Raw genomic sequence first — 21278 nt, forward strand, 5'->3', positions numbered from 1 at the left:
CGGCTGTGCCAGTTGTGACAAAAAATGACGCCCAATAAAATCAACAAGTTACAAAAAAGCAATGGCAGGCAACCGTGCAAAATGCGCGAAACCTGCCAATGGGTCATGTGTTCTGCACTCTTGAACCGGTTGCTGCGCACCCTGCATCATTCGCCCATGAAGCTCCCTGACGACACTGCCCAGACACCGCTCACCGCCGACACCGTGCTGCGCTACCACCTGTGCTGGAAGCACCGCGACCTCGACGGCGTCATCGCGCTGTACCACCCCGATATCCAGTACCACGACTTTTTCCAGAACCGCGTACTCGGCTACGAAGAGCTGCGCGACTACGTACGCGCCTCCCTACCCCATGAGGCCGGCGAAGACATCGTTCACAGTGACCGCATCCGCGTCGATGGCTGCACTGCGTTCATCCAGTACCAGGTCACGGTGCAAGGCGGCGACGGCCTGGTGGCGTTCCAGTCCAGCGAGGCGATTACCGTCAAGGACGGGCTGATCTGGCGGGTCAACGAATACGCCACCCTGGTGCGCCAGAACGGCCGCGGCCTGGCCAGCAACGGGCCGCGCCCGGCCACCAGCCGCCTTGGCCTGTCACCTCGGCAGCTGTCGACCATGGCCCAGGACCTGGAGTACTACTTCCAGCGCCAGCGCCCGTACCTGGACCCGGAGCTGGACCTGCAGCAGGTTGCAGAGGCCAGTGGCTACAGCCGCAACCAGATCTCTTACCTGCTGAACCAGGTGCTGGGGCAAAGCTTCTACCGCTACGTCAACCAGGCGCGCCTGCAGCACCTGATGGCCAGCCTCGACGATGACAGCATCGAAGCGCCCATCGACGACCTGGCGTTCAGCGCCGGCTTCAACTCGCTGTCGGCCTTCTACAAATGCTTCCGTGAACACACCGGGCTTACGCCCAAGGCCTACCTGAAGCAAATTTCCCTGCGTGCACGCACGTAAGACAGCCCCCGCCGACAGCACTAGGATCGCTCACAGACTTTGACGGATGTGGAGCCGAACCCGATGCAACCCCTGCGCACGCTCAGCCTGTGGATGGACCAGCTCGACGAGCCGCTGTGCGCCCGCCCGGCCCTGCGCGACGACCTCGACGCCGATGTGTGCATTATCGGCGCCGGCTATACCGGCCTGTGGACCGCTTACTACCTCAAGCGCCAGGCGCCACAGCTGAACATCGCGGTCATCGACGCCAACATCGCCGGCTTCGGCGCCTCCGGGCGCAACGGCGGCTGGCTGATGGGCAACCTGCTCGGCGAAGACCGCCTGCTCGCCACCTTGTGGCCGCAACAGCGCCGCGCCAGCATCGACCTGCTGCATGGCATCCCCGATGAGGTGCACAGCGTGCTTCAGCGCGAAGGCATCGACTGCGACTACCGCAAAGGCGGCGTGCTGTACTGCGCCGCGCGCTACCCGGAACAGGAGCGCAGCCTGCGCGCCTACCTCGATGACCTGTATCGCCAGGGCATGACCGAGGACGATTACCGCTGGCTGCGCCCCGAGCAACTGGACGCCCAGCTGCGGGTCAGCAATGCCTATGGCGCCATCTACAGCCCGCACACCGCGACCATCCAGCCGGCCAAGCTGGTGCGCGGCCTGGCTCGGGCGGTGGAAGCGCTGGGCGTACCGATCTACGAGAACACCCCGGCCATCGACTGGCAACCCGGCGAAGTACGCACCCCGCTGGCGCGCCTTCGCTGCCAGTGGAGCGTGCCCGCTGTCGAAGGTTACGCCGCCAGCCTGCCGCCACTGGGCAAACATCAACTGCCTGTACAAAGCCTGCTGGTGGCTACCGAGCCATTGCCGGAATCCACCTGGGAGCAGATCGGCCTGAGCCAGGGCCAGGCCTTCAGCGAAAGCAGCCGCCAGGTCACCTATGGCCAGCGCACCGCCGACAACCGCCTGGTGTTCGGCGCCCGCGGTGGCTACCGCTTCGGGGGCCGCCTGCGCGAAAACTTCAACCTCGACGAGCAGGAAATCGAGCTGCGCCGCTACCTGTTCAGCGAGCTGTTCCCGCAACTGAAGCACGTGCGCATCACCCACTCGTGGGGCGGCAACCTGGGCATGGCGCGGCGCTTTCGCCCGCACATGCTGTGTGACCGCCAGCGCGGCACTGCCCTTGCCGGCGGCTACGGCGGTGAAGGCGTCGGTGCCACCAACCTGGGCGGGCGCACCTTGGCGGCGCTGATCCTGAACCAGCACAACGAACTGACCGCGCAACCGTGGGTACTCGACAACCGCCCCGTTTCGAGCCTGGCCAGCTGGCCACCCGAGCCCTGCCGCTGGCTGGGCTACAACGCGATCATCCAGAGCTTCGTCCACGAGGACCGGACCCTCGCCAACCCCGCCAGCGCGCCGTGGAGGCGGCGCCTGGCCAGTAATCTTGCGGACTTCATGGAAGGCTTCATGCGGTGACCTTGGGGAGGTGCTTGCCTTGAGGGATGCAGTGCCTGGTAGAACGAGCGCCGCCCGCGCGGCGCTTCGCGGGACAAGCCCGCTCCCACATTTGTTTCGGGCCAATTACTCCTGTGCCTCTGGCGCGCGCACTCTTGGATGAACGACTGGACACTGATGAAGAGCAGCGGCGTCCCCTGCGATATTGAAGAGGACACAAGGCGGACAGTGGAGACTTCACAGGAGGGACTGGCCCGAAACAGATGTGGGAGCGGGCTTGCCCCGCGAAGCGCCGCGCGGGCGGCGCTCGATCTCGCAGGCGATGTTGAAAGCCCGCCGAACACCTCGCCTTTCTTAACTGACCGGGGTCAAAGCAGGCAACTGACATTCGTCAGTTGCAGCTTGAAACCTGTAGCTGCTCTTAGTGGTGTTCGCGAGTCGCGCGGAACTTGATGTCCGGCCAGCGCTCTTCCATCAGCGCCAGGTTGACCCGGGTCGGCGCCAGGTAGGTCAGGTGGCCGCCACCGTCGATGGCCAGGTTTTCCATGGCCTTGTTCTGGAATTCCTCAAGCTTCTTCTTGTCGTCACTGCTGATCCAGCGTGCCGACCACACGGTGATTGGCTCGTAGGCGCACTCGACCTTGTACTCTTCCTTCAGGCGGCTGGCGACCACGTCGAACTGCAGCACACCGACTGCACCGAGGATGATGTCGTTGCTGCGCTCGGGGAAGAACACCTGCGTCGCACCTTCTTCGGCCAGCTGCTGCAGGCCCTGACGCAGCTGCTTGGATTTCAGCGGGTCCTTAAGGCGTACGCGGCGGAACAGTTCCGGAGCGAAGTGCGGGATACCTGTGAAGCCCAGCGCCTCGCCTTCGGTGAAGGTGTCGCCGATCTGGATGGTGCCGTGGTTGTGCAGGCCGATGATGTCGCCGGCAAAAGCCTCTTCCAGCTGCTCGCGCTCGGAAGAGAAGAAGGTCAGCGCATCGCCGATGCGCAGGTCTTTGCCGGTGCGCACGTGGCGCATTTTCATGCCCTTCTCGTATTTGCCCGAGCAAATGCGCATGAAGGCGATACGGTCGCGGTGTTTCGGGTCCATGTTCGCCTGGATCTTGAACACGAAACCACTGAACTTCTCTTCCACCGGCTCCACAGTGCGCTCATGAGCGACACGCGCCAACGGGCGCGGAGCCCAATCGACAACAGCGTCAAGCACGTGGTCCACACCGAAGTTGCCCAGTGCAGTACCGAAGAATACCGGCGTCAGTTGGCCATTGATGAATTCGTCCTGATCGAACTCATGACATGCACCCTGTACCAGCTCAAGCTGTTCGAGGAAGCGATCATATTCGTCGCCCAGGTGGGCACGGGCTTCATCGGAGTCGAGCTTCTCGATGATCTTCACCTCGGTACGCTCATGGCCATGGCCCGGGGTGTAGACGATGATGTAATCACCTTGCAGGTGGTACACACCCTTGAAGTCGCGGTAGCAACCGATCGGCCAGGTGATCGGCGCGGCCTTGATCTTCAGCACGGCTTCGATCTCGTCGAGCAGTTCGATCGGGTCGCGGATGTCACGGTCGAGTTTGTTGATGAAGCTGACGATTGGCGTGTCGCGCAGGCGGCACACGTCCATCAGGGCGATGGTCCGCGGCTCTACACCTTTACCGCCGTCCAGCACCATCAGCGCCGAGTCCACCGCGGTCAGGGTGCGGTAGGTGTCTTCCGAGAAGTCTTCGTGGCCGGGGGTGTCGAGCAGGTTGATCATGTGCTCGCGGTACGGGAACTGCATCACCGAGGTGGTGATGGAGATGCCGCGCTGCTTCTCCATTTCCATCCAGTCGGAGGTGGCGTGGCGGTCGGACTTGCGCGACTTCACGGTACCGGCGACGGCAATGGCCTTGCCCATCAGCAGCAGCTTCTCGGTGATGGTGGTCTTACCGGCGTCGGGGTGGGAAATGATTGCGAAAGTGCGGCGCTTCGCGACTTCGGCGGCCTGGTTGGTCATGGGAAATCGCCTGACTGGGGGATTTAAAAGGGGCGATATCATACCTGAAGTTGGGCCTGGACCAAAACCTGAGGAATGAGAGGCGCCTGTTCCGGCCCTTTCGCGGGTGAACCCGCTCCTACACAGATTGCAAATGCCGTGCGGTCCTTGTAGGAGCGGGTTCACCCGCGAAAGGGCCGGACCTGCCACACCACATTCATCAAACAATCGCTTTATCACGACAGAAGGCCACAGAGCAGTTAATTCAACGCCTGCAGCACATTAAACCGCTGTTTTTTCTCGCCAATTTTCCACCACGCCAGTGATTAACGCTGGCCAAATGCCGCCTCAGATGGGAACCTTTACGCCCTCGGAGACGTCCACTCCCCTGCAACCCGCTTCGGTTGGAGACTGGTTTCATCAGCAATTTCGGGCCCGACGGGGTTCGGCTCATGGCCTGATCGCAGCCTTCGGCCTGCATCACGCTGCTACTCGCGAACACACCACCCGCCGCCAAAACTGGCCGGCTTCCAAGAAGTGTGCTCGCCGACAACACAAGGAGTCCGCCTGTGGCTAAACGCTACGGTAAAGGGCTGTTGGGATGCGCCACCGTGCTCGTCATCCTGGCCCTGCTGATCCACTGGATCGGCATCGACACGATCGCGCGTTATCGCGACGATCTTGGGTTCTACCTGCAAGCGCACCTAGTACTGGTGCTGGCTTCGATGGCGGCGGCGCTGGCCGTGGGCATCCCTGCCGGCATTGCGCTGAGTCGACCGCACCGGGTCGACAAAGCCGAGCGCTTCATGCAGTTCTTCAACGTTGGCAACACCATTCCCCCCCTGGCCGTTCTGGCCATCGCCCTGAGTATCCTGGGCATCGGCGCCGGGCCTGCGATCTTCGCGCTGTTCCTCGCCTCCCTCCTGCCCATCGTGCGCAACACCTACGAAGGCCTGAAAAACGTCCCCGCCTCGCTCAAGGAAGCCGCCACCGGCATCGGCATGACCCCGCGCCAGCAACTCTGGCAGGTGGAGTTGCCTAACGCCGTACCGATCATTGTCGGTGGTGTACGGGTGGCCCTGGCATTGAACGTGGGCACCGCACCGCTGGCATTCCTGATCGGCGCCAACAGCCTCGGCAGCCTGATCTTCCCCGGCATCGCCCTGAACAACCAGCCACAGCTGCTGCTGGGTGCCGCCTGCACCGCACTGCTGGCACTGGTGCTGGATGCGGCGGTGAGTTTCTCCAGCAAGCGCTGGCTGGAACGTGGCCTGGCCCAATAAGGATAGGGAACGTATGAAGAAGAGAATCGCCTTGCTGCTGGGCGCGGCCCTGCTGTTCGCAGGATTCGCCCAGGCAGCGGAAAAACCGCTGGTGCGCATCGGCGCCCGGGTATTTACCGAACAGACCGTGCTCGCCGAAATCACTGCGCAATATTTGCGTGCCAACGGCTTCGATGTGCGCGTCACCACCGGCCTTGGCAGCAACATCGCGCGCCAGGCCCAGGAAACCGGCCAGCTCGACCTGATGTGGGAATACACCGGCGTGTCGCTGGTGTCGTACAACCACATCGACGAGCGCATGCCCAATGCCGAAGCCACCTTCGCCCGGGTGAAGGCGCTGGATGCGAAAAAAGACCTGATCTGGCTGACCCCGTCGAAGTTCAGCAATACCTACGCGCTGGGCTTGCCCAAGCAGGTGGCCGAGGCCTACCCGCAGATCAACACCATCAGCGACCTCAACCAGGTACTGCGTGACGAAAACCAGCGCACCCACCTGGTGGCGCTGGACACCGAGTTCGCCAACCGCCCCGACGGCCTGGTCGGCCTGCGCGAGATGTACAAGCTGCCGCTGGACCGGCGCAATATCCGCCAGATGGATGGCGGGCTGGTCTACACCGCCATGCGCAACAACCAGGTGTTCGCCGGCCTGGTGTACACCACCGACGGCCGCCTGAGTGCGTTCAACCTCAAGCTGCTGGAAGACGACAAGCACTACTTCCCCGACTACACCGCAGCGCCGGTGGTACGCAAAGCCGTGCTCGACGCCAACCCGCAACTGGCCGGCCTGCTCGAGCCGCTGGCCGAACAGCTGGACGACGAAACCATGCGCCAGCTCAACGCCAAGGTCGATGTCGAGCACCAGAACCCGACCGCCGTGGCCGCCGCCTTCTTGCGTGAGCACCCATTGAACAGCGAGGGCCAGCCATGAACCTGATCGATACCTTCAACCACCTGGACTGGGCCCAGGTGCTGCAACTGACCTGGCAGCACATCATGCTGGTTGGCGTGGCCGTGGGCCTGGCGATTCTGGTCGGGGTGCCGCTGGGCATCCTCATGACTCGCTTCCCGGCGCTCGCCGGCCCGCTGCAGGCCAGTGCCACGGTGCTGCTGACCATCCCCTCGATTGCCCTGTTCGGCCTGTTGCTGCCGTTCTACTCGAAGTTCGGCCAAGGGCTTGGCCCGTTGCCGGCGATTACCGCAGTGTTTTTGTATTCGCTGCTGCCGATCATGCGCAACACCTACCTGGCCCTGACCAATGTCGAGCCTGGCATCCGTGAAGCCGCACGCGGCATCGGCATGACCTTTGGCCAGCGCCTGCGCATGGTCGAGCTGCCCATCGCCGTGCCGGTGATCCTCGCCGGCGTGCGCACCGCCGTGGTGATGAACATCGGCGTCATGACCATTGCTGCCACCATCGGCGCCGGCGGCCTTGGCGTGCTGATTCTTACCTCCATCAGCCGCAGCGACATGTCGATGCTGCTGGTCGGCGCCGTACTGGTCAGCCTGCTGGCGATCATCGCCGACCTGCTGCTGCAAACCCTGCAACGTGCCCTGACTCCAGAAGGACTGCGCTCATGATCGAACTGAAGAACCTCAGCAAAACCTTCAACGTCAACGGCAAGGACGTCAAAGCCGTCGACTCGGTAAGCCTCACCGTCAACGAAGGGGAAATCTGCGTGTTCCTCGGCCCTTCGGGCTGCGGCAAGAGCACCACGCTGAAAATGATCAACCGCCTGATCGCGCCGACCTCCGGCCAGGTTTTCATCAATGGCGAAGACACCACCGGCCTGGACGAAGTGACCTTGCGCCGGCACATCGGCTACGTGATCCAGCAGATCGGCCTGTTCCCCAACATGACCATCGAGGAAAACATCACCGTGGTGCCGCGCCTGCTCGGCTGGGACAAGCAGAAATGCCACGAGCGTGCCCGCGAGCTGATGCACATGATCAAGCTGGAGCCCAAGCAGTACCTGCAGCGCTACCCGCGCGAGCTGTCCGGTGGCCAGCAGCAGCGTATCGGCGTGATTCGCGCCTTGGCCGCAGAAGCGCCGGTGCTGTTGATGGACGAGCCGTTTGGTGCGGTCGACCCGATCAACCGCGAGATGATCCAGAACGAGTTTTTCGAGATGCAGCGGGCGCTGAACAAGACCGTGATCATGGTCAGCCACGACATCGACGAGGCGATCAAGCTGGGCGACAAGATTGCCATCTTCCGTGCTGGCAAGCTGCTGCAGCTGGACCACCCGGATACCTTGCTGGCGCACCCGGCGGATGAGTTTGTGAGCAACTTCGTTGGCCAGGACAGCACCCTCAAGCGCCTGCTGCTGGTACGCGCCGAAGATGCCGCAGACAATGCTCCGGCGGTAAGCCCGGAGACGCCGGTGAGCGATGCGCTGGAACTGCTCGACGAGCACGACCGCCGCTACGTGGTGGTGACTGATGCGCAGAACAAGGCGCTGGGTTATGTACGCCGGCGTGATATGCATCGCCAGCAAGGGACGTGTGGCGATTTCCTGCGCCAGTTCAATGCCACGGCTTCGCACGATGAGCACTTGCGCATCCTGCTGTCGCGCATGTACGAGTTCAACCGCGCGTGGTTGCCGGTGCTGGATGCCGAGCAGGTGTTCCTGGGCGAGGTGACGCAGGAGTCGATTGCCGCGTACCTGAGCTCGGGGCGTTCACGTGGGGCCAAGACCAGCATTGTCTCGCCGGCTGAGGCGGTGGTTTCGTAATTGCTGGGGGTGCTCTGCACCCCATCGCCGGCAAGCCAGCTCCCACAGATACCGCATCAGCTTCCGGGCCTGTGCAATACTTGTGGGAGCTGGCTTGCCGGCGATGGGGCGCAAAGCAGCCCCTGCGATCTCGGCTCAGAACCCTACACTAGCCTGCACATAAAAGGTCCGCGGCTCTCCCACATAGATCCCGGCATTGTTGTCGCTGGAGCGGGTGAAGTACTGCTTGTCGAACAGGTTCTTCACCCCCGCCGCCAGCTTCAGGTTGGACATGTCTGCGCCGAACTCATACCCGCCACGGGCATGCCAGGTGACATAACCCGGAATATCGCCATACTGCCCATCCGCACTCGGCTCGGTGATGTAGTCACCATTGAAGCTGCCATCGGCATTGATCCCGGTCCCCGGCGCACGCTGCTTGGATTGGGCGTAGGCGTCCAGGTTCCAGGTCCAGCGGTTGACCGCGTAACGCACCCCGGCAGTGGCCACCTGGCGTGAGTAGAACGGCAGGTCACGGCCCTTGAAGCCCGGAATGTCCCCTTCATAGGTTGCGCGGGTATAGGTGTAGCCACCGCTCACCGACAGCCCGTCCAGGCGCGGGTCCAGCCCAGCCAGGTCATAACGCACCGAGGCCTCTATACCCTGGTGCTTGGTCGCGCCGAGGTTGGTCCAGCCGACGTCGTTGCTGATGTACTGCAGTTCGTCATCGAAGTCGATGTAGAACGCGGTCAGCTCGCCAGCAAAACCGCCATCGTCATAACGCGTACCGATTTCATAGGTCTTGGCCTTTTCCGGCTCCAGGCCATTGGCCGTACTGTTGCCAGTACCGCCCTGGCCCAGCTGGAAGTACTGCAGGCTGCCGAACGAGGTCTCGTAGTTGGCGAACACCTTCCAGGCGTCGGAGATGTGATACATCACGCTAAGCGCTGGCAGCGGCTCGTTGCTGGTGATGCTGCGGTTTTTCTCCGGCACCGGGCGGTTGTTGGCATCCAGCACCGGGCGGTCGCGCCAGTCGGTGTTGATGTGCTCGAAGCGAATGCCCGGGGTAATGGTCCAGTTGCCGACGTCGATCTTGTCGTCGATGTAATAAGCGCTGGCCTCGGTGCCGCCACTGCGGTCCTGGAACACGTGGCCATCGGAGGTCGGAGTGGGCGTTGGCACATTGTCAATCAGCGCCAGGCGGGTCGACTGTTCGCGCATCGCTTCCTTCAGGTAGCGGTAACCGACGCTGACTTCCTGGGTGGTCGGGCCGGCGAAGAAGATTCGCGACAGGCGTGGCTCGATGGCAAAGGTGTGGTAGTTGCGCGGGTACGACGACAGGGTCTTCATGTCACGCGCAGCAATGGCGCTGCCGCGGAAACTGTCGGTGTAGTAGGTCAGCACTTCGAACTGGGTGGCATCGTCGAGCTGCCGTTGCCACTTGAACGACACGTCCTTGCGCCGACCAGCGAAATAGTCGTAGTCACGCAGCGACTGGTACGGGTTGCTGTCGTACTGGGCCTGGGTCAGACCACCCGGCATGTCGGCACGGCCGTCGTAGTAGTGGAAGTTGAGCCAGAACTCGTCGACATCGGTCGGCGCCCAGTGGGTCTTGAGGATAACGTCGTCGATGTCGTTACCGTTGTTGCTTGCACGGTAGCCGTTGCCGTTCACCCCGGTGTACAGCAGCGCGACGCCCATGCCGTTGTCTGCCGTGCCGCCAACGAAGGCCGACTCGGTGTGCTTCCAGCCGCCACGCTGGGAGGTTTCCAGGGTGGTGGAGAGTTCCGCCGAGGCTTTCTCCGGGATTGCCCGGGTAACGAAGTTGATCACCCCACCGACGTTCTGCGGGCCATAGCGCACAGAGCCTGCGCCACGCACCACGTCGATGCTGTCGAGGTTGCCCGAGGAAATCGGCGCCATCGACAGCTGCGGCTGGCCATACGGCGCGAAGGCGGCGGGGATGCCGTCGATCAGCACCGTAGAGCGCGGCGACAGGCGCGAGGTCAGGCCACGCACGCCAACGTTCAGTGACAGGTCGCTGCCACCGGTGCCATTGGAGTCCTGCACCTGCACGCCCGGAATGCCGCGCAGCACATCGCGCACGTTCATTGCGCCCTTCTCCACCATGGCCTCACGACGTACCACGGTACGCGCGCCGGGGTGGTTCTGCACCACGCTCTGCTGGGCATCACCCAGCCAGTCGCCGACCACCTTTATGTCGGTGGGCGCCAGCTCCAGGCTGCCGGTGGTGAGCGTGCCATCGGCCTGGGCCGGCTTGATCACCACGGTGTCCTGGGACATCTCGTAGGTCAGGCCGCTGCCTTGCAGTAGGTGCTGCAGCGCCTGCTCGGGCGCCATCTGGCCCGATACCGCCGGGGCCTGCTTGCCAGCCACCAACTCGGGGCTGAAGAACAGCTGCAGGTTGGTCTGCTGGCCAAGCTGGTTCAACGCCGATGCCAACGGCTGAGCCTGGATCTGGAGGGTGCTGGCGGCCTGCGCGGCCTGGCTGTTGACGGCCGCGGCACTGACCGCCAGGGCCAGCGCCAGGGCGCGGAAGCGTGGGAGGGACTTGTTGTTGTTCACGTCGTCGAAACATCCTGGAATGCGGAATAAACGCCAACCGCGTGCAAATGGAAATGCTTGGCAGTTGCAGCTGGCGAGGAAGACGAACGAGCGGAAAAAAACCTGAATCTATTTCGCAATTATTTCGCGAGAGCCGTCTTCATGGGCCTTGATGGCCACCGGCAGGATGCTCGGCAAGGCGCGCAGCAGGGCGTCGGTGTCGTCGGTGTTGAAGGTGCTGGACAGGCGCAGTTGGGCAACCTTGCCTGGGGCAACCCGCAACGGCTGGCTGCGGTAGCGTGAGGCTTCGGCCACGACTTCGGCGAGGGTCGCGTTGTCGAACACCAGCTTGCCCTGACGCCAGGCGGTGACTGCACCGGCGTTGACCGCATAGGGTGCGGCGACCAGGCCTTGCGCATCTATATGCGAACCCTGCCCGGCCGTGAGTTGCGCCAGCGAAGCCCCCTGGCCCTGTACGCGCACAGAGCCCTGCTCCACCGCCACCCGGGTGCTGGCCGGGCCCAGGCGCACATCGAAGCGGGTGCCGGTGACGGTGACGCTGCCTTGGGCAGTATCGACCACGAAAGGCCTGTTGCTGTCATGGGCGACGCTGAACATCACTTCACCGGCATTCAGGCGGATATGCCGTTGCCCGGCACTGAAATCGACCTCCAATTGCGTACTGCCATTGAGTTCTAGGTGTGAACCATCTGGCAGTTCGACCTGGCGGCGCTCGTTAAACGCGGTGTGCAAGCTGCCCTGGTGGTTCAGTTGCTGGTAGTGCCAGCCCCCCCAGCCCAGGCCCAGCGCCATCACCGCCACACTGGCGGCCAGCGCCTGACGCAGCAAACGCCTGCGTGGCAACTGCTGTACCGGGTCTGGCTGGCACAGGGCCTCCAGGCGCTGGCGTGGAATGAAGTCGGCGGCCTGCCACACGCGGCAAAGATGCGCGTATTCCTCGCGGTGGCGCTCGTCGCTGGCCAACCAGGCCCGCAACTGTTTCTGCAGCCCGGCATCCTTGGGCGCATCCTGCACGCGGACGAACCATGCGGCCGCCTGCTCGCGGACGGTCTCGGTACCGTGCTGTTTCATCGAAAGGGTCTCCTGACTCGTCATGCCGACACATCCAGCTGCTCACGCAGGTGCCGGAGCGTGCGGATCATATACTTTTCGACCATGTTCTTGCTCAACCCCATGCGCTCGGCGATCTCGGCCTGGGTCAGGCCTTCGAGCTTCTGCCAGATGAACACCTGCCGGCAATTGAGTGGCAGCTCGGCCAGCGCCCGCTCGACGCTGTCGGCCAGTTCCAAGGCGTGTACGTAGGCCTCCGGGTCGCCGCTGCCGGCCGCGCCCGCGCCGAAGGCTTCCAGTTCTAGCGCCTGGCGCCGGTCCTCGCGGCGGAAACCGTCCACGGCAATGTTGCGCGCAGTCTGGTGCAGGTACGCGCGCGGCTGCTCGACCTGCTCGCGCGGGTTTTCCAGTACCCGGACAAAAGCATCGTGCGTGAGGTCCTCGGCCTGCTGACGACTGCGCAATTTGCGCGTCCAGGTGCCGATCAGCTCATGGTAGTGGTCGAGGAAGCCTTTGGGTCCGGACACGGTCGGGGTCATCAGGGAGGCAGATAAGGGTGCGAATAGTAATGTTTCTCATCAAAACCGGCAAATCCGCCAGTCGGTAACAAAAAATTTATGCGTCATTTCCTGTACGGGGGTACTAGAAAATTGTGGCCATAAATATGAACACCTCTGGCCCCTTCGCGGGTGAACCCGCTCCTACAGGGAGAGCGAAAAGCCTGTGGGAGCGGGTTCACCCGCGAAGAGGCCAACAGGGTCTATTCCACAATTTTTTACGCTTGAAACATTGCGGGGAACATCAGCCGGTCACACGAGTCGGTTATTCAAATGGCGGGTCGTCGATCCACGCCGATCGCGCCCGGATTGCCTGTTGATTCTGCATTCTTCACGCCCTAAAGTGCGCGCCGAACGTCCATGCTGGAAACGATCCATCCGGCTCAAGTACTGAGTAGGCGAACCAAAGTGGGGATACGGAGGACGTTCAGTTTGCAGCCACTTAATCTTTTTGTTTGCCCATGGAGTCCCTGAGCATGTCGATCCAGGTCGAAGACTATTTCGCGCGTGACACCTTCCAGAAAATGAAGGCGTTCGCCGACAAGCAGGAAACCCCGTTCGTACTCATCGACACCCAGATGATCAGCCAGGCGTATGACGACCTGCGCGCCGGTTTCGAATTCGCCAAGGTGTACTACGCGGTCAAGGCCAACCCGGCCGTCGAGATCATCGACCTGCTGAAAGAGAAAGGTTCGAGCTTCGATATCGCCTCGATCTACGAGCTGGACAAGGTGATGGACCGTGGCGTCAGCGCCGACCGCATCAGCTACGGCAACACCATCAAGAAATCCAAGGACATCCGCTACTTCTACGAGAAGGGCGTGCGCCTGTATGCCACCGACTCCGAAGCCGACCTGCGCAACATCGCCAAGGCCGCCCCGGGCTCGAAAGTCTATGTGCGTATCCTGACCGAAGGTTCGACCACTGCCGACTGGCCACTGTCCCGTAAATTCGGCTGCCAGACCGACATGGCCATGGACCTGCTGATCCTCGCCCGCGACCTGGGCCTGGTGCCTTACGGCATTTCCTTCCACGTTGGTTCGCAACAGCGCGACATCAGCGTGTGGGATGCGGCCATCGCCAAGGTCAAGGTGATCTTCGAGCGCCTGAAGGAAGAAGACGGCATCGAACTCAAGCTGATCAACATGGGTGGCGGCTTCCCGGCCAACTACATCACCCGTACCAACAGCCTGGAAACCTACGCCGAAGAGATCATCCGCTTCCTGAAGGAAGATTTCGGTGACGAGCTACCGGAAATCATCCTCGAGCCAGGCCGTTCGCTGATCGCCAACGCCGGTATCCTGGTCAGCGAAGTGGTGCTGGTCGCGCGCAAATCGCGCACCGCCGTCGAGCGCTGGATCTACACCGATGTGGGCAAGTTCTCCGGCCTGATCGAAACCATGGACGAAGCCATCAAGTTCCCGATCTGGACCGAGAAGAAAGGCGAGGCCGAAGAAGTGGTCATCGCCGGCCCGACCTGCGACAGCGCCGACATCATGTACGAAAACTACAAGTACGGCCTGCCGCTGAACCTGGCCATCGGTGACCGCCTGTACTGGCTGTCGACCGGCGCCTACACCACCAGCTACAGCGCGGTGGAATTCAACGGCTTCCCGCCGCTGAAGGCTTACTACCTGTAATGCAGAACGGGGCCGCAAGGCCCCGTTTTCATTTGTGCTTCCCTGCACCGGCCCTATCGCCGGCAAGCCAGCTCCCACAGGTACGGCGTCGTTTTCGAAACCTGTGGTGAACTTGTGGGAGCTGGCTTGCCGGCGATAGGGCCTGCACAGGCAACCTCACTCCCCGCGCCGTTCGATCTCTTCGGCATAGCGCCCGGCAAACGCCATCAATACCGGCCCCGCCCCCTGCAAGGTCACCAGCGCCGCGCGCAGGAAGTTCATGTTCCCCTCGACCCGCGCCTGCTCCAGCCACTGCCCAGCCTCCGCCAGCTGCCCGCGCTCGACCAGCACCAGCGCCAGGCTGAACATACCGCGAAAATCCCCCGCTTCGGCCGAACGCCGATACCAGCGCACCGCCCGCACCGGGCTGGGCGCCGTGGCGATCCCTTGCTCCAGGTAACGCCCGTACAGGTTCATCGACTTGGCATGGCCTAACTGCGCCGCCTGCTCGTAACACATCAGCGCCTGCGCCTGGTTGGCCGGCACCCCACGCCCGGTGGCCAGCAGGTTGCCGAGGTTGTACAGGCCCCAGTCCAGCCCGGCATCGGCCGCACGGGCATAGTGCACGGCAGCCTGCGACAGGCTTACCTCACCCCCCCAGCCATGCTCCAGGCAGCGCCCGAGCATGTTGTGCGCCATGGCACTGCCACCCTGGGCGGCAATACCGAACCAGCGCCGGGCAACACTGGCATCCTCTTCGATACCGCGGCCGTCGAGCAGGATCTGCCCCAGCAGCAACTGGGCCTCGACCACGCCCTGCCCCGCCGCAGCCAGGATCGCCTGCGCAGCCTTGCCAGGGCTTTCGTCGAGCATCGCCTGCAAACCGGCCACATCCACCACTTCTTCACGTCGCAACTGATAGGACACGGCTCAGACCTCAGCCCAGCGGCGCAGCAAGTTGTGGTAAGTGCCGGTCAGCTGCAGCAACGAAGGGTGCTCCGGCACATCGGCGGTCAGTTGCTGGATGGCGTTGTCCATTTCGAACAGCAGCGCCCGCTGGCTGTCTTCGCGCACCAGGCTCTGGGTCCAGAAGAACGCGGCATAGCGCTGGCCCCGGGTCACCGGGTTGACCTTGTGCAGGCTGGTGCCGGGGTACAGCACCAGGTCACCGGCCGCCAGTTTTACCTGCTGCACGCCGTAAGTGTCCTGGATCACCAGTTCGCCGCCGTCGTAGCTGTCCGGGTCGCTGAGGAACAGCGTGGAAGACAGGTCGGTGCGCACCCGCTCCGGGCTGCCCTTGGGCTGGCGCAGGGCGTTGTCGATGTGGAAGCCGAAGTTGCCGCCCTCGCGGTAGCAGTTGATCAGCGGCGGGAACACCTTGTGCGGTAACGCTGCCGACATGAAGCGCGGGGTTTTCCACAGGCGGTCGATGAGCGCGCTGCCGATTTCCTTGGCCAGCGCGTGGCCCTCCGGCAACTGCAGGTTGTGCTTGGCCTTGGCCGACTGGTAGCCGGCCGTGACCTTGCCATCGGCCCAATCGGCCTGCTTCAGTGCCTTGCGGATACGGGCCAGTTCATCAGCATCGAACAGGCCTGGGATGTGAAGCAGCATGGCGGCAGCACCGTTAGGAAATGTTAAGGCGCCAATGATATTGATTCCTTTTTGCGTGGCACAAGCCCCATTCGCCGCTTAAGACGTTTCAGCTGTGTGAAACCGTAAAGGTAAATTGTAAAGATTGTAAATTTTTCACGAATGGTAACGGCTCTCAATTGTGAGTCACAATTGCTTACATTAGTATCCGCCGCCTCAATACCTTGGGGAAGGTCCTAAGCAATGCGCCAGTACGTACCATCTGCAGTGAGCTCACCACGCCTGATCGTGTCTGCCATCGGTGTCGCCCTGAGTGCCTCGTCGGTTTACGCCGCCGACCCGGCCCCCAACAGCGCAATCACCCTCGACGCTACCAGCGTCAACGGCAAGGCTGAACAAGCCAGCACCGATTACAAGGTCGAGAAGGCCGCCTCGCAGAAGTACACCGCACCGCTGGTGGACACCCCGCGCTCGGTCACCGTGATCCCGCAGCAGGTGATCAAGGACACCAACGCCCTGACCCTTCAGGATGCCCTGCGCACCGTGCCCGGCATCACCTTTGGTGCCGGTGAAGGTGGCAACCCGCAAGGCGACCGCCCGTTCATCCGTGGCTTCGACGCCCAGGGCGACACCTACCTGGACGGCGTGCGTGACACTGGCGCGCAAACCCGCGAAATCTTCGCCATCGAGTCGGTGGAAGTGGCCAAGGGCCCGAACTCGGCCATCGGCGGCCGTGGTGCGGCCGGCGGTACCATCAACCTGGTCAGCAAGCGCGCCCACCTGGGCAACTCGCTGGACGGCGCCTGGACCTGGGGCAGCGACCAGACCCAGCGCTACACGTTCGACGGCAACTACCAGTTCAGCGATACCGTTGCAGGCCGCCTGAACCTGATGACCCACGAAAGCAACGTCGCCGGCCGCGACAAAGTCAACTACGACCGTTGGGGTATCGCCCCGTCGCTGGCCTTCGGCCTGGGTACGCCGACCCGCGTCAACCTCGACTACTACCACCTGGAAAGCGACGACCTGCCGGACTCGGGCATTCCGTACACCCTCCCGACCAATGGCAGCGGCGGCCGTACCTCGGCGCACCCGAGCAAGCCGTACGACGGTGGCGACAGCGACAACTTCTACGGCCTGACCGGTCGCGACTTCCGCAAGAGCCGCGTGGACATCGCCACTTTTGCCATCGAGCACGACCTGACCGACGCGCTGACCATCAAGAACACCCTGCGTCACGGCAACAGCATGCAGGATTACATCCTGACCCAGCCTGACGACAGCAAGGGCAACGTCAACAACGGCAGCGTCTGGCGCCGTGCCAACACCCGTGTTGGCAACACCGCCACCACCACCAACCAGACCGACCTGTTTGGCGAGTTCTACGTCGGCGGCCTGAAGAACAGCTTCTCTACCGGTATCGAGCTGAGCCGTGAAGAGAGCAAGCGTTCCAGCTACACCGTGGACACCAACACCGGCCTGGGTTCGACCGGCTGCAACCCAAGCCTGATCGGCGCCAACAGCGGCTACAACTGCACCTCGCTGAGCAACCCGAACCCGGATGACCCGTGGAACGGCAGCATTGCCCGCAACTACGCCGGTACCGACACCAAGAGCAACACCCGCGCCCTCTACGTGTTCGACACCCTCGAACTGTCGCCTGAGTGGCTGCTGAACATGGGCCTGCGCTACGACCACTTCGACACCCAATACCGTACCTACGACGCCTCTGGCGCCACCGTGGTCAACGCCAAAGGCGTAGCTTCTAAAGGCAAGGACACCAGCGAGTTCGTCACCGGCCAGTTGGGCCTGGTATGGAAGCCCGCAGACAACGGCAGCATCTACGTCTCCTACGCCACCTCCGCCACCCCGCCAGGTGCGATGCTGGGCGAAGGTATGGAAGCCAACCCGCTGGGCAATACCACCGACCGCTCCGGCAACCTGTTGAGCAGCGACATGGAGCCGGAAGAAACCACCAACTACGAAATCGGCACCAAGTGGGACCTGCTTGACCAGCGCCTGTCGCTGACAGCGGCGCTGTTCCGCACCGAGAAGGAAAACGCACGCGTCCAGGTGGATACCACCAGCTACGAAAACGTCGGCGAAACCCGCGTACAAGGTATCGAACTGTCGGCCAGCGGCAAGATCACCGACAAGTGGCAAGTGTTTGCCGGCTACACCTACATGCAAGCGCGCCAGATCGACGGCGGCCCGCTGGGCAAGGCCAACGACGGCAACCAGCTGCCAAACACCCCGAACAACAGCGCCAGCCTGTGGACCACCTACTCCATTACGCCGAAGTTGACCATCGGTGGCGGTGCGTTCTATGTGGATGAGGTTTACGGCAGCGTGGCCAACACCACTGTGGTCGACAGCTATGTGCGCTACGACGCCATGGCCGCCTACAAGCTGACCAAGAACGTCGACCTGCAGCTGAACGTGCAGAACCTGACCAATGAGGTGTACTACGACAAGGCCTTCTCCACCCACTTCGCCAACCAGGCGGCCGGGCGGACGGCACTGCTGACCACCAGCGTGCACTTCTGATGGCGGGACGGGGTTGATCTGTTGAATGGGCTGCGCCTGTGCCGGCCCTTTCGCGGTTAAAGCCGCTCCTACAAAGATTGCGCAAGGTTCGAGAACTGCGCGGTCTTTGTAGGAGCGGCTTTAGCCGCGAAGAGGCCAGTGCAGGCAACCACTAAAAGACACCCACCCCTGCCCCGTTCATTGAGCGGGGCTTTTGCGTATCAAGGCATAATGCACGCCGCGCAGGTAGCGGCAGCAATTCAAGGTGAGAGACGTGGTGAAGAAGACGCTGTTCCAATTGCACTGGTTCTTTGGCATCACCGCTGGCCTGGTGCTGGCCTTGATGGGCATTACCGGGGCGCTGTACTCGTTCCAGGAAGAACTGCTACGCGCATTCAATGCCGATGTGCTCAAGGTCGAAGTACGCGCCGAAGGCGTGCTGCCACCGGCCGAACTGGTCCAGCGGGTCGAAGCCCAGCAGCACGACAAGGTGTCGATGCTGTGGGTGGACGTACGCGAAGGCAACGCCGCACGCATCTTCTTCACGCCGCCACCGGGCGAGCGCCGCGGCCAGCTGCGCTATGCCGACCCGTATACCGGCGAGCTGAAGGGCGAAGCGGCCGGGCAAGGCTTCTTCAACCTCATGCTCACCCTGCACCGTTTCCTGGCCATGGGTGATACCGGCCGGCAGATCACCGGAGCCTGCACCCTGATGCTGGTGTTCTTCTGCCTCTCCGGCCTGTACCTGCGCTGGCCGCGCAAGGCGCTGGACTGGCGCACCTGGCTGACCTTCGACTGGGCCAAGAAAGGCCGCGCCTTCAACTGGGACCTGCACGCCGTGGCCGGTACCTGGTGCCTGCTGTTCTACCTGTTGTTTGCTCTGACCGGGCTGTTCTGGTCTTACGAGTGGTACCGTGAAGGCCTGAACAAGCTGCTGGCAGACGCACCGGCAGCTGGCCAGCAACAGAAGCGCGGCGAAGGCCGTGGCCGTCACGGCCCGCAGAAGGTCGACAAGAACGCCCCGCCACTGGTGGTCGACTACGACGCCATCTGGGCCAACCTCAAGGACGCCGCCGGCCCTGGCCTTGCCGCCTATAACCTGCGCCTGCCACCGGTTGGGGGCCAGCCGGCCAACCTGTTCTACCTGCTCGATAACGCCGACCACCCACGCGCCTTCAATACCCTGGTGCTGGACCCGGCCACCGGCCAGGTGAAAAGCCACGACCGCTACACCGACAAGTCTTTCAAGGCCCAGTTGCTGCAGAGCGTCTACGCCCTGCACGTCGGCGAATACTTCGGCCTGCCGGGGCGTATCATCGTCACCATCGCCAGCCTGACCATGCCACTGTTCTTTGTCACCGGCTGGCTGCTGTACCTCGACCGCCGCCGCAAGAAGCGCCAGGTGCGTGCCGCCCGTGGCAACGTTGCCAGCAATGGTGGCAGCGGCGACAGCTGGCTAATCGGCTTTGCCAGCCAGAGCGGCTTTGCCGAGCAACTGGCCTGGCAGAGCGCCGGCCAACTGCAGGCCGCCGGCCTGCCGGTGCAGGTACGCGCGCTGGCCGAGCTGGGTGAAGACGACCTGCGCCAGGCCCGCCGTGCGCTGTTCGTGGTCAGCACCTTCGGCGACGGCGAGGCGCCCGACAGCGCCCGAGGTTTCGAGCGCAAGGTGCTCGGTCAACCGTGGGCGCTGAACAACCTCAACTACGCGCTGCTCGCCCTCGGCGACCGCCAGTACCCGCATTTCTGCGGCTTCGCACGTCGCCTGCAGGCATGGCTGGGCGAGCGCGGTGCCAGCAGCGCGTTCAGCCCGGTGGAAGTGGACAACGCCGACCAGGCTGCCTTGCAGCAGTGGCAGCAGGAACTGGCGCAACTGACCGGTGCCCAGCCCGTGGCCGCCTGGCAGCCGCCCAGCTTCGGCAACTGGTCGCTGGTAAGCCGCCAGCTGCTCAACCCCGGCAGCCAGGGCCAGCCGGTGTACCTGCTGGGCCTGCAGCCGCAAGCGCCGGCCAGCTGGGAGCCCGGCGACCTGGTGGAGATCCTGCCGCTCAATGGGCAGCCACGGATCGACGCGTTCCTCAACGGCATGGCACTGGACGCCGCTGCCCAGGTACAGGTGAATGGCCTGAGCGAAACCCTTGCCCAGGCCCTGGCTGGCCGCCAGTTGCCGACCCGTCGCGATCACCTGATCGGCTTGCAGCCGCAAGCGCTGGTCGATGCATTGGTGCCGATCGGCAGCCGCGAATACTCCATTGCCTCGATTGCCAGTGATGGTGTGCTGGAGTTGATCGTGCGCCAGGAACGCCATACCGATGGCAACCTCGGCCTGGGCTCCGGCTGGCTGACCGAGCACCTGCCGTTGAACGGCACGCTGAGCCTGCGCCTGCGCCGCAACAGCGGCTTCCACCTGCCGGAAAGTGCCGCACCGATGATTCTGATCGGCAACGGCACCGGCCTGGCCGGCCTGCGTAGCCTGATCCGGGCGCGGGTGAATGGCGGTGAGCAGCGTAACTGGCTGCTGTTCGGCGAGCGTAACCGGGCGCATGACCTGCTGTGTGGTGACGAGCTGCAGGCCTGGCTGGACAGCGGCGACCTGGCACGCCTGGACCTGGCATTTTCGCGGGATCAGGCCGAGAAGGTGTATGTGCAGGATGTGTTGCTGCAGCAGGCTGAAGAGTTCAAACGCTGGGTGGCGGACGGCGCCTGTGTGTATGTCTGCGGGAGCCTGCAAGGGATGGCTGCGGGGGTGGATGCAGCGCTCAATGGCATGCTGGGTGAAGCCGCTGTGCAGCAGTTGATCGAGGATGGGCGGTATCGGCGGGATGTGTATTGATCATTCATTGATGTAGCCGGCACTGGCCCTATCGCCGGCAAGCCAGCTCTCATCAAACAAAATGCAACCCACTGTTTTTTAAGCACTCAGGCAGCCACCACTTGATACCCCAGCTTCCGGGCTTTGCGAAGCAAAG

General features: G+C 63.1%; 15 protein-coding genes. 9 read left to right on the forward strand and 6 right to left on the reverse strand.

From position 1 onward, the window contains the following. Nucleotides 1-156 precede the first annotated feature (156 nt). Nucleotides 157-957, forward strand: a complete 801-nt coding sequence (locus ACI2KG_RS17905) for a helix-turn-helix domain-containing protein (RefSeq protein ID WP_404662784.1) — start codon at nucleotides 157-159, stop codon at nucleotides 955-957. A gap of 63 nt (nucleotides 958-1020) precedes the next feature. Beyond that, nucleotides 1021-2427, forward strand: a complete 1407-nt coding sequence (locus tag ACI2KG_RS17910; protein ID WP_404662785.1) for an NAD(P)/FAD-dependent oxidoreductase — start codon at nucleotides 1021-1023, stop codon at nucleotides 2425-2427. Nucleotides 2428-2827: 400 nt separating this feature from the next. On the opposite strand, the gene ACI2KG_RS17915 is transcribed toward ACI2KG_RS17910, so the two are convergent. After that, nucleotides 2828-4411 carry a peptide chain release factor 3 gene (locus ACI2KG_RS17915; protein WP_404662786.1) on the reverse strand — a complete coding sequence of 528 codons (1584 nt, stop codon included), beginning with the start codon at nucleotides 4409-4411 and terminating at the stop codon, nucleotides 2828-2830. Nucleotides 4412-4959: 548 nt separating this feature from the next. Between ACI2KG_RS17915 and ACI2KG_RS17920 the strand changes: the two genes are divergently transcribed. The 4 genes from ACI2KG_RS17920 to ACI2KG_RS17935 are packed head-to-tail and all read left to right on the forward strand — an operon-like array spanning nucleotide 4960 to nucleotide 8405. Further along, nucleotides 4960-5673 (forward strand): ABC transporter permease, encoded by a 714-nt coding sequence (locus ACI2KG_RS17920; RefSeq protein WP_043196954.1) that lies wholly within the window; start codon nucleotides 4960-4962, stop codon nucleotides 5671-5673. A 13-nt stretch (nucleotides 5674-5686) separates the two neighbouring features. Then, nucleotides 5687-6601: a glycine betaine ABC transporter substrate-binding protein gene (locus ACI2KG_RS17925; RefSeq protein WP_404662787.1), complete on the forward strand. Its 915-nt coding sequence runs from the start codon at nucleotides 5687-5689 to the stop codon at nucleotides 6599-6601. Next, on the forward strand, nucleotides 6598-7251 hold the full coding sequence (locus ACI2KG_RS17930) for an ABC transporter permease (RefSeq protein ID WP_400734555.1): 654 nt from the start codon (nucleotides 6598-6600) through the stop codon (nucleotides 7249-7251). The genes ACI2KG_RS17925 and ACI2KG_RS17930 overlap by 4 nt, the downstream gene beginning before the upstream one ends. Continuing rightward, nucleotides 7248-8405, forward strand: a complete 1158-nt coding sequence (locus tag ACI2KG_RS17935; protein WP_201198659.1) for a betaine/proline/choline family ABC transporter ATP-binding protein — start codon at nucleotides 7248-7250, stop codon at nucleotides 8403-8405. The genes ACI2KG_RS17930 and ACI2KG_RS17935 overlap by 4 nt, the downstream gene beginning before the upstream one ends. Nucleotides 8406-8540: 135 nt before the next feature. Here ACI2KG_RS17935 and ACI2KG_RS17940 read toward each other — a convergent pair whose 3' ends face one another. The 3 genes from ACI2KG_RS17940 to ACI2KG_RS17950 form a co-directional block, all read right to left on the reverse strand. Next, complete coding sequence (locus ACI2KG_RS17940; RefSeq protein WP_404662788.1) at nucleotides 8541-10970, reverse strand: TonB-dependent siderophore receptor; 2430 nt, start codon at nucleotides 10968-10970, stop codon at nucleotides 8541-8543. A 108-nt stretch (nucleotides 10971-11078) separates the two neighbouring features. Beyond that, nucleotides 11079-12041 carry a FecR family protein gene (locus ACI2KG_RS17945; protein ID WP_404662789.1) on the reverse strand — a complete coding sequence of 321 codons (963 nt, stop codon included), beginning with the start codon at nucleotides 12039-12041 and terminating at the stop codon, nucleotides 11079-11081. 20 nt (nucleotides 12042-12061) lie between these two features. Beyond that, complete coding sequence (locus ACI2KG_RS17950; protein ID WP_404662790.1) at nucleotides 12062-12559, reverse strand: RNA polymerase sigma factor; 498 nt, start codon at nucleotides 12557-12559, stop codon at nucleotides 12062-12064. 494 nt (nucleotides 12560-13053) lie between these two features. Here ACI2KG_RS17950 and ACI2KG_RS17955 point away from each other — a divergent pair, with 494 nt between their 5' ends. Next, nucleotides 13054-14217 (forward strand): type III PLP-dependent enzyme, encoded by a 1164-nt coding sequence (locus ACI2KG_RS17955; RefSeq protein WP_012270610.1) that lies wholly within the window; start codon nucleotides 13054-13056, stop codon nucleotides 14215-14217. A gap of 156 nt (nucleotides 14218-14373) precedes the next feature. Here the strand turns inward: ACI2KG_RS17955 and ACI2KG_RS17960 are convergent, their stop codons facing one another. Further along, nucleotides 14374-15123 carry a tetratricopeptide repeat protein gene (locus tag ACI2KG_RS17960; RefSeq protein ID WP_404662791.1) on the reverse strand — a complete coding sequence of 250 codons (750 nt, stop codon included), beginning with the start codon at nucleotides 15121-15123 and terminating at the stop codon, nucleotides 14374-14376. Nucleotides 15124-15126: 3 nt separating this feature from the next. After that, nucleotides 15127-15807, reverse strand: a complete 681-nt coding sequence (locus ACI2KG_RS17965; RefSeq protein WP_404662792.1) for a Fe2+-dependent dioxygenase — start codon at nucleotides 15805-15807, stop codon at nucleotides 15127-15129. Nucleotides 15808-16029: 222 nt separating this feature from the next. Here ACI2KG_RS17965 and ACI2KG_RS17970 point away from each other — a divergent pair, with 222 nt between their 5' ends. After that, nucleotides 16030-18333 carry a TonB-dependent receptor gene (locus tag ACI2KG_RS17970; RefSeq protein WP_404662793.1) on the forward strand — a complete coding sequence of 768 codons (2304 nt, stop codon included), beginning with the start codon at nucleotides 16030-16032 and terminating at the stop codon, nucleotides 18331-18333. A gap of 253 nt (nucleotides 18334-18586) precedes the next feature. Further along, a complete protein-coding gene (locus ACI2KG_RS17975) occupies nucleotides 18587-21142 on the forward strand; it encodes a PepSY domain-containing protein (protein WP_404662794.1) in 2556 nt (851 codons plus the stop codon). Nucleotides 21143-21278 lie beyond the last annotated feature (136 nt).

Origin of the sequence: Pseudomonas sp. NPDC089407 (assembly GCF_044900445.1) — a bacterium.
Lineage (GTDB): Bacteria > Pseudomonadota > Gammaproteobacteria > Pseudomonadales > Pseudomonadaceae > Aquipseudomonas.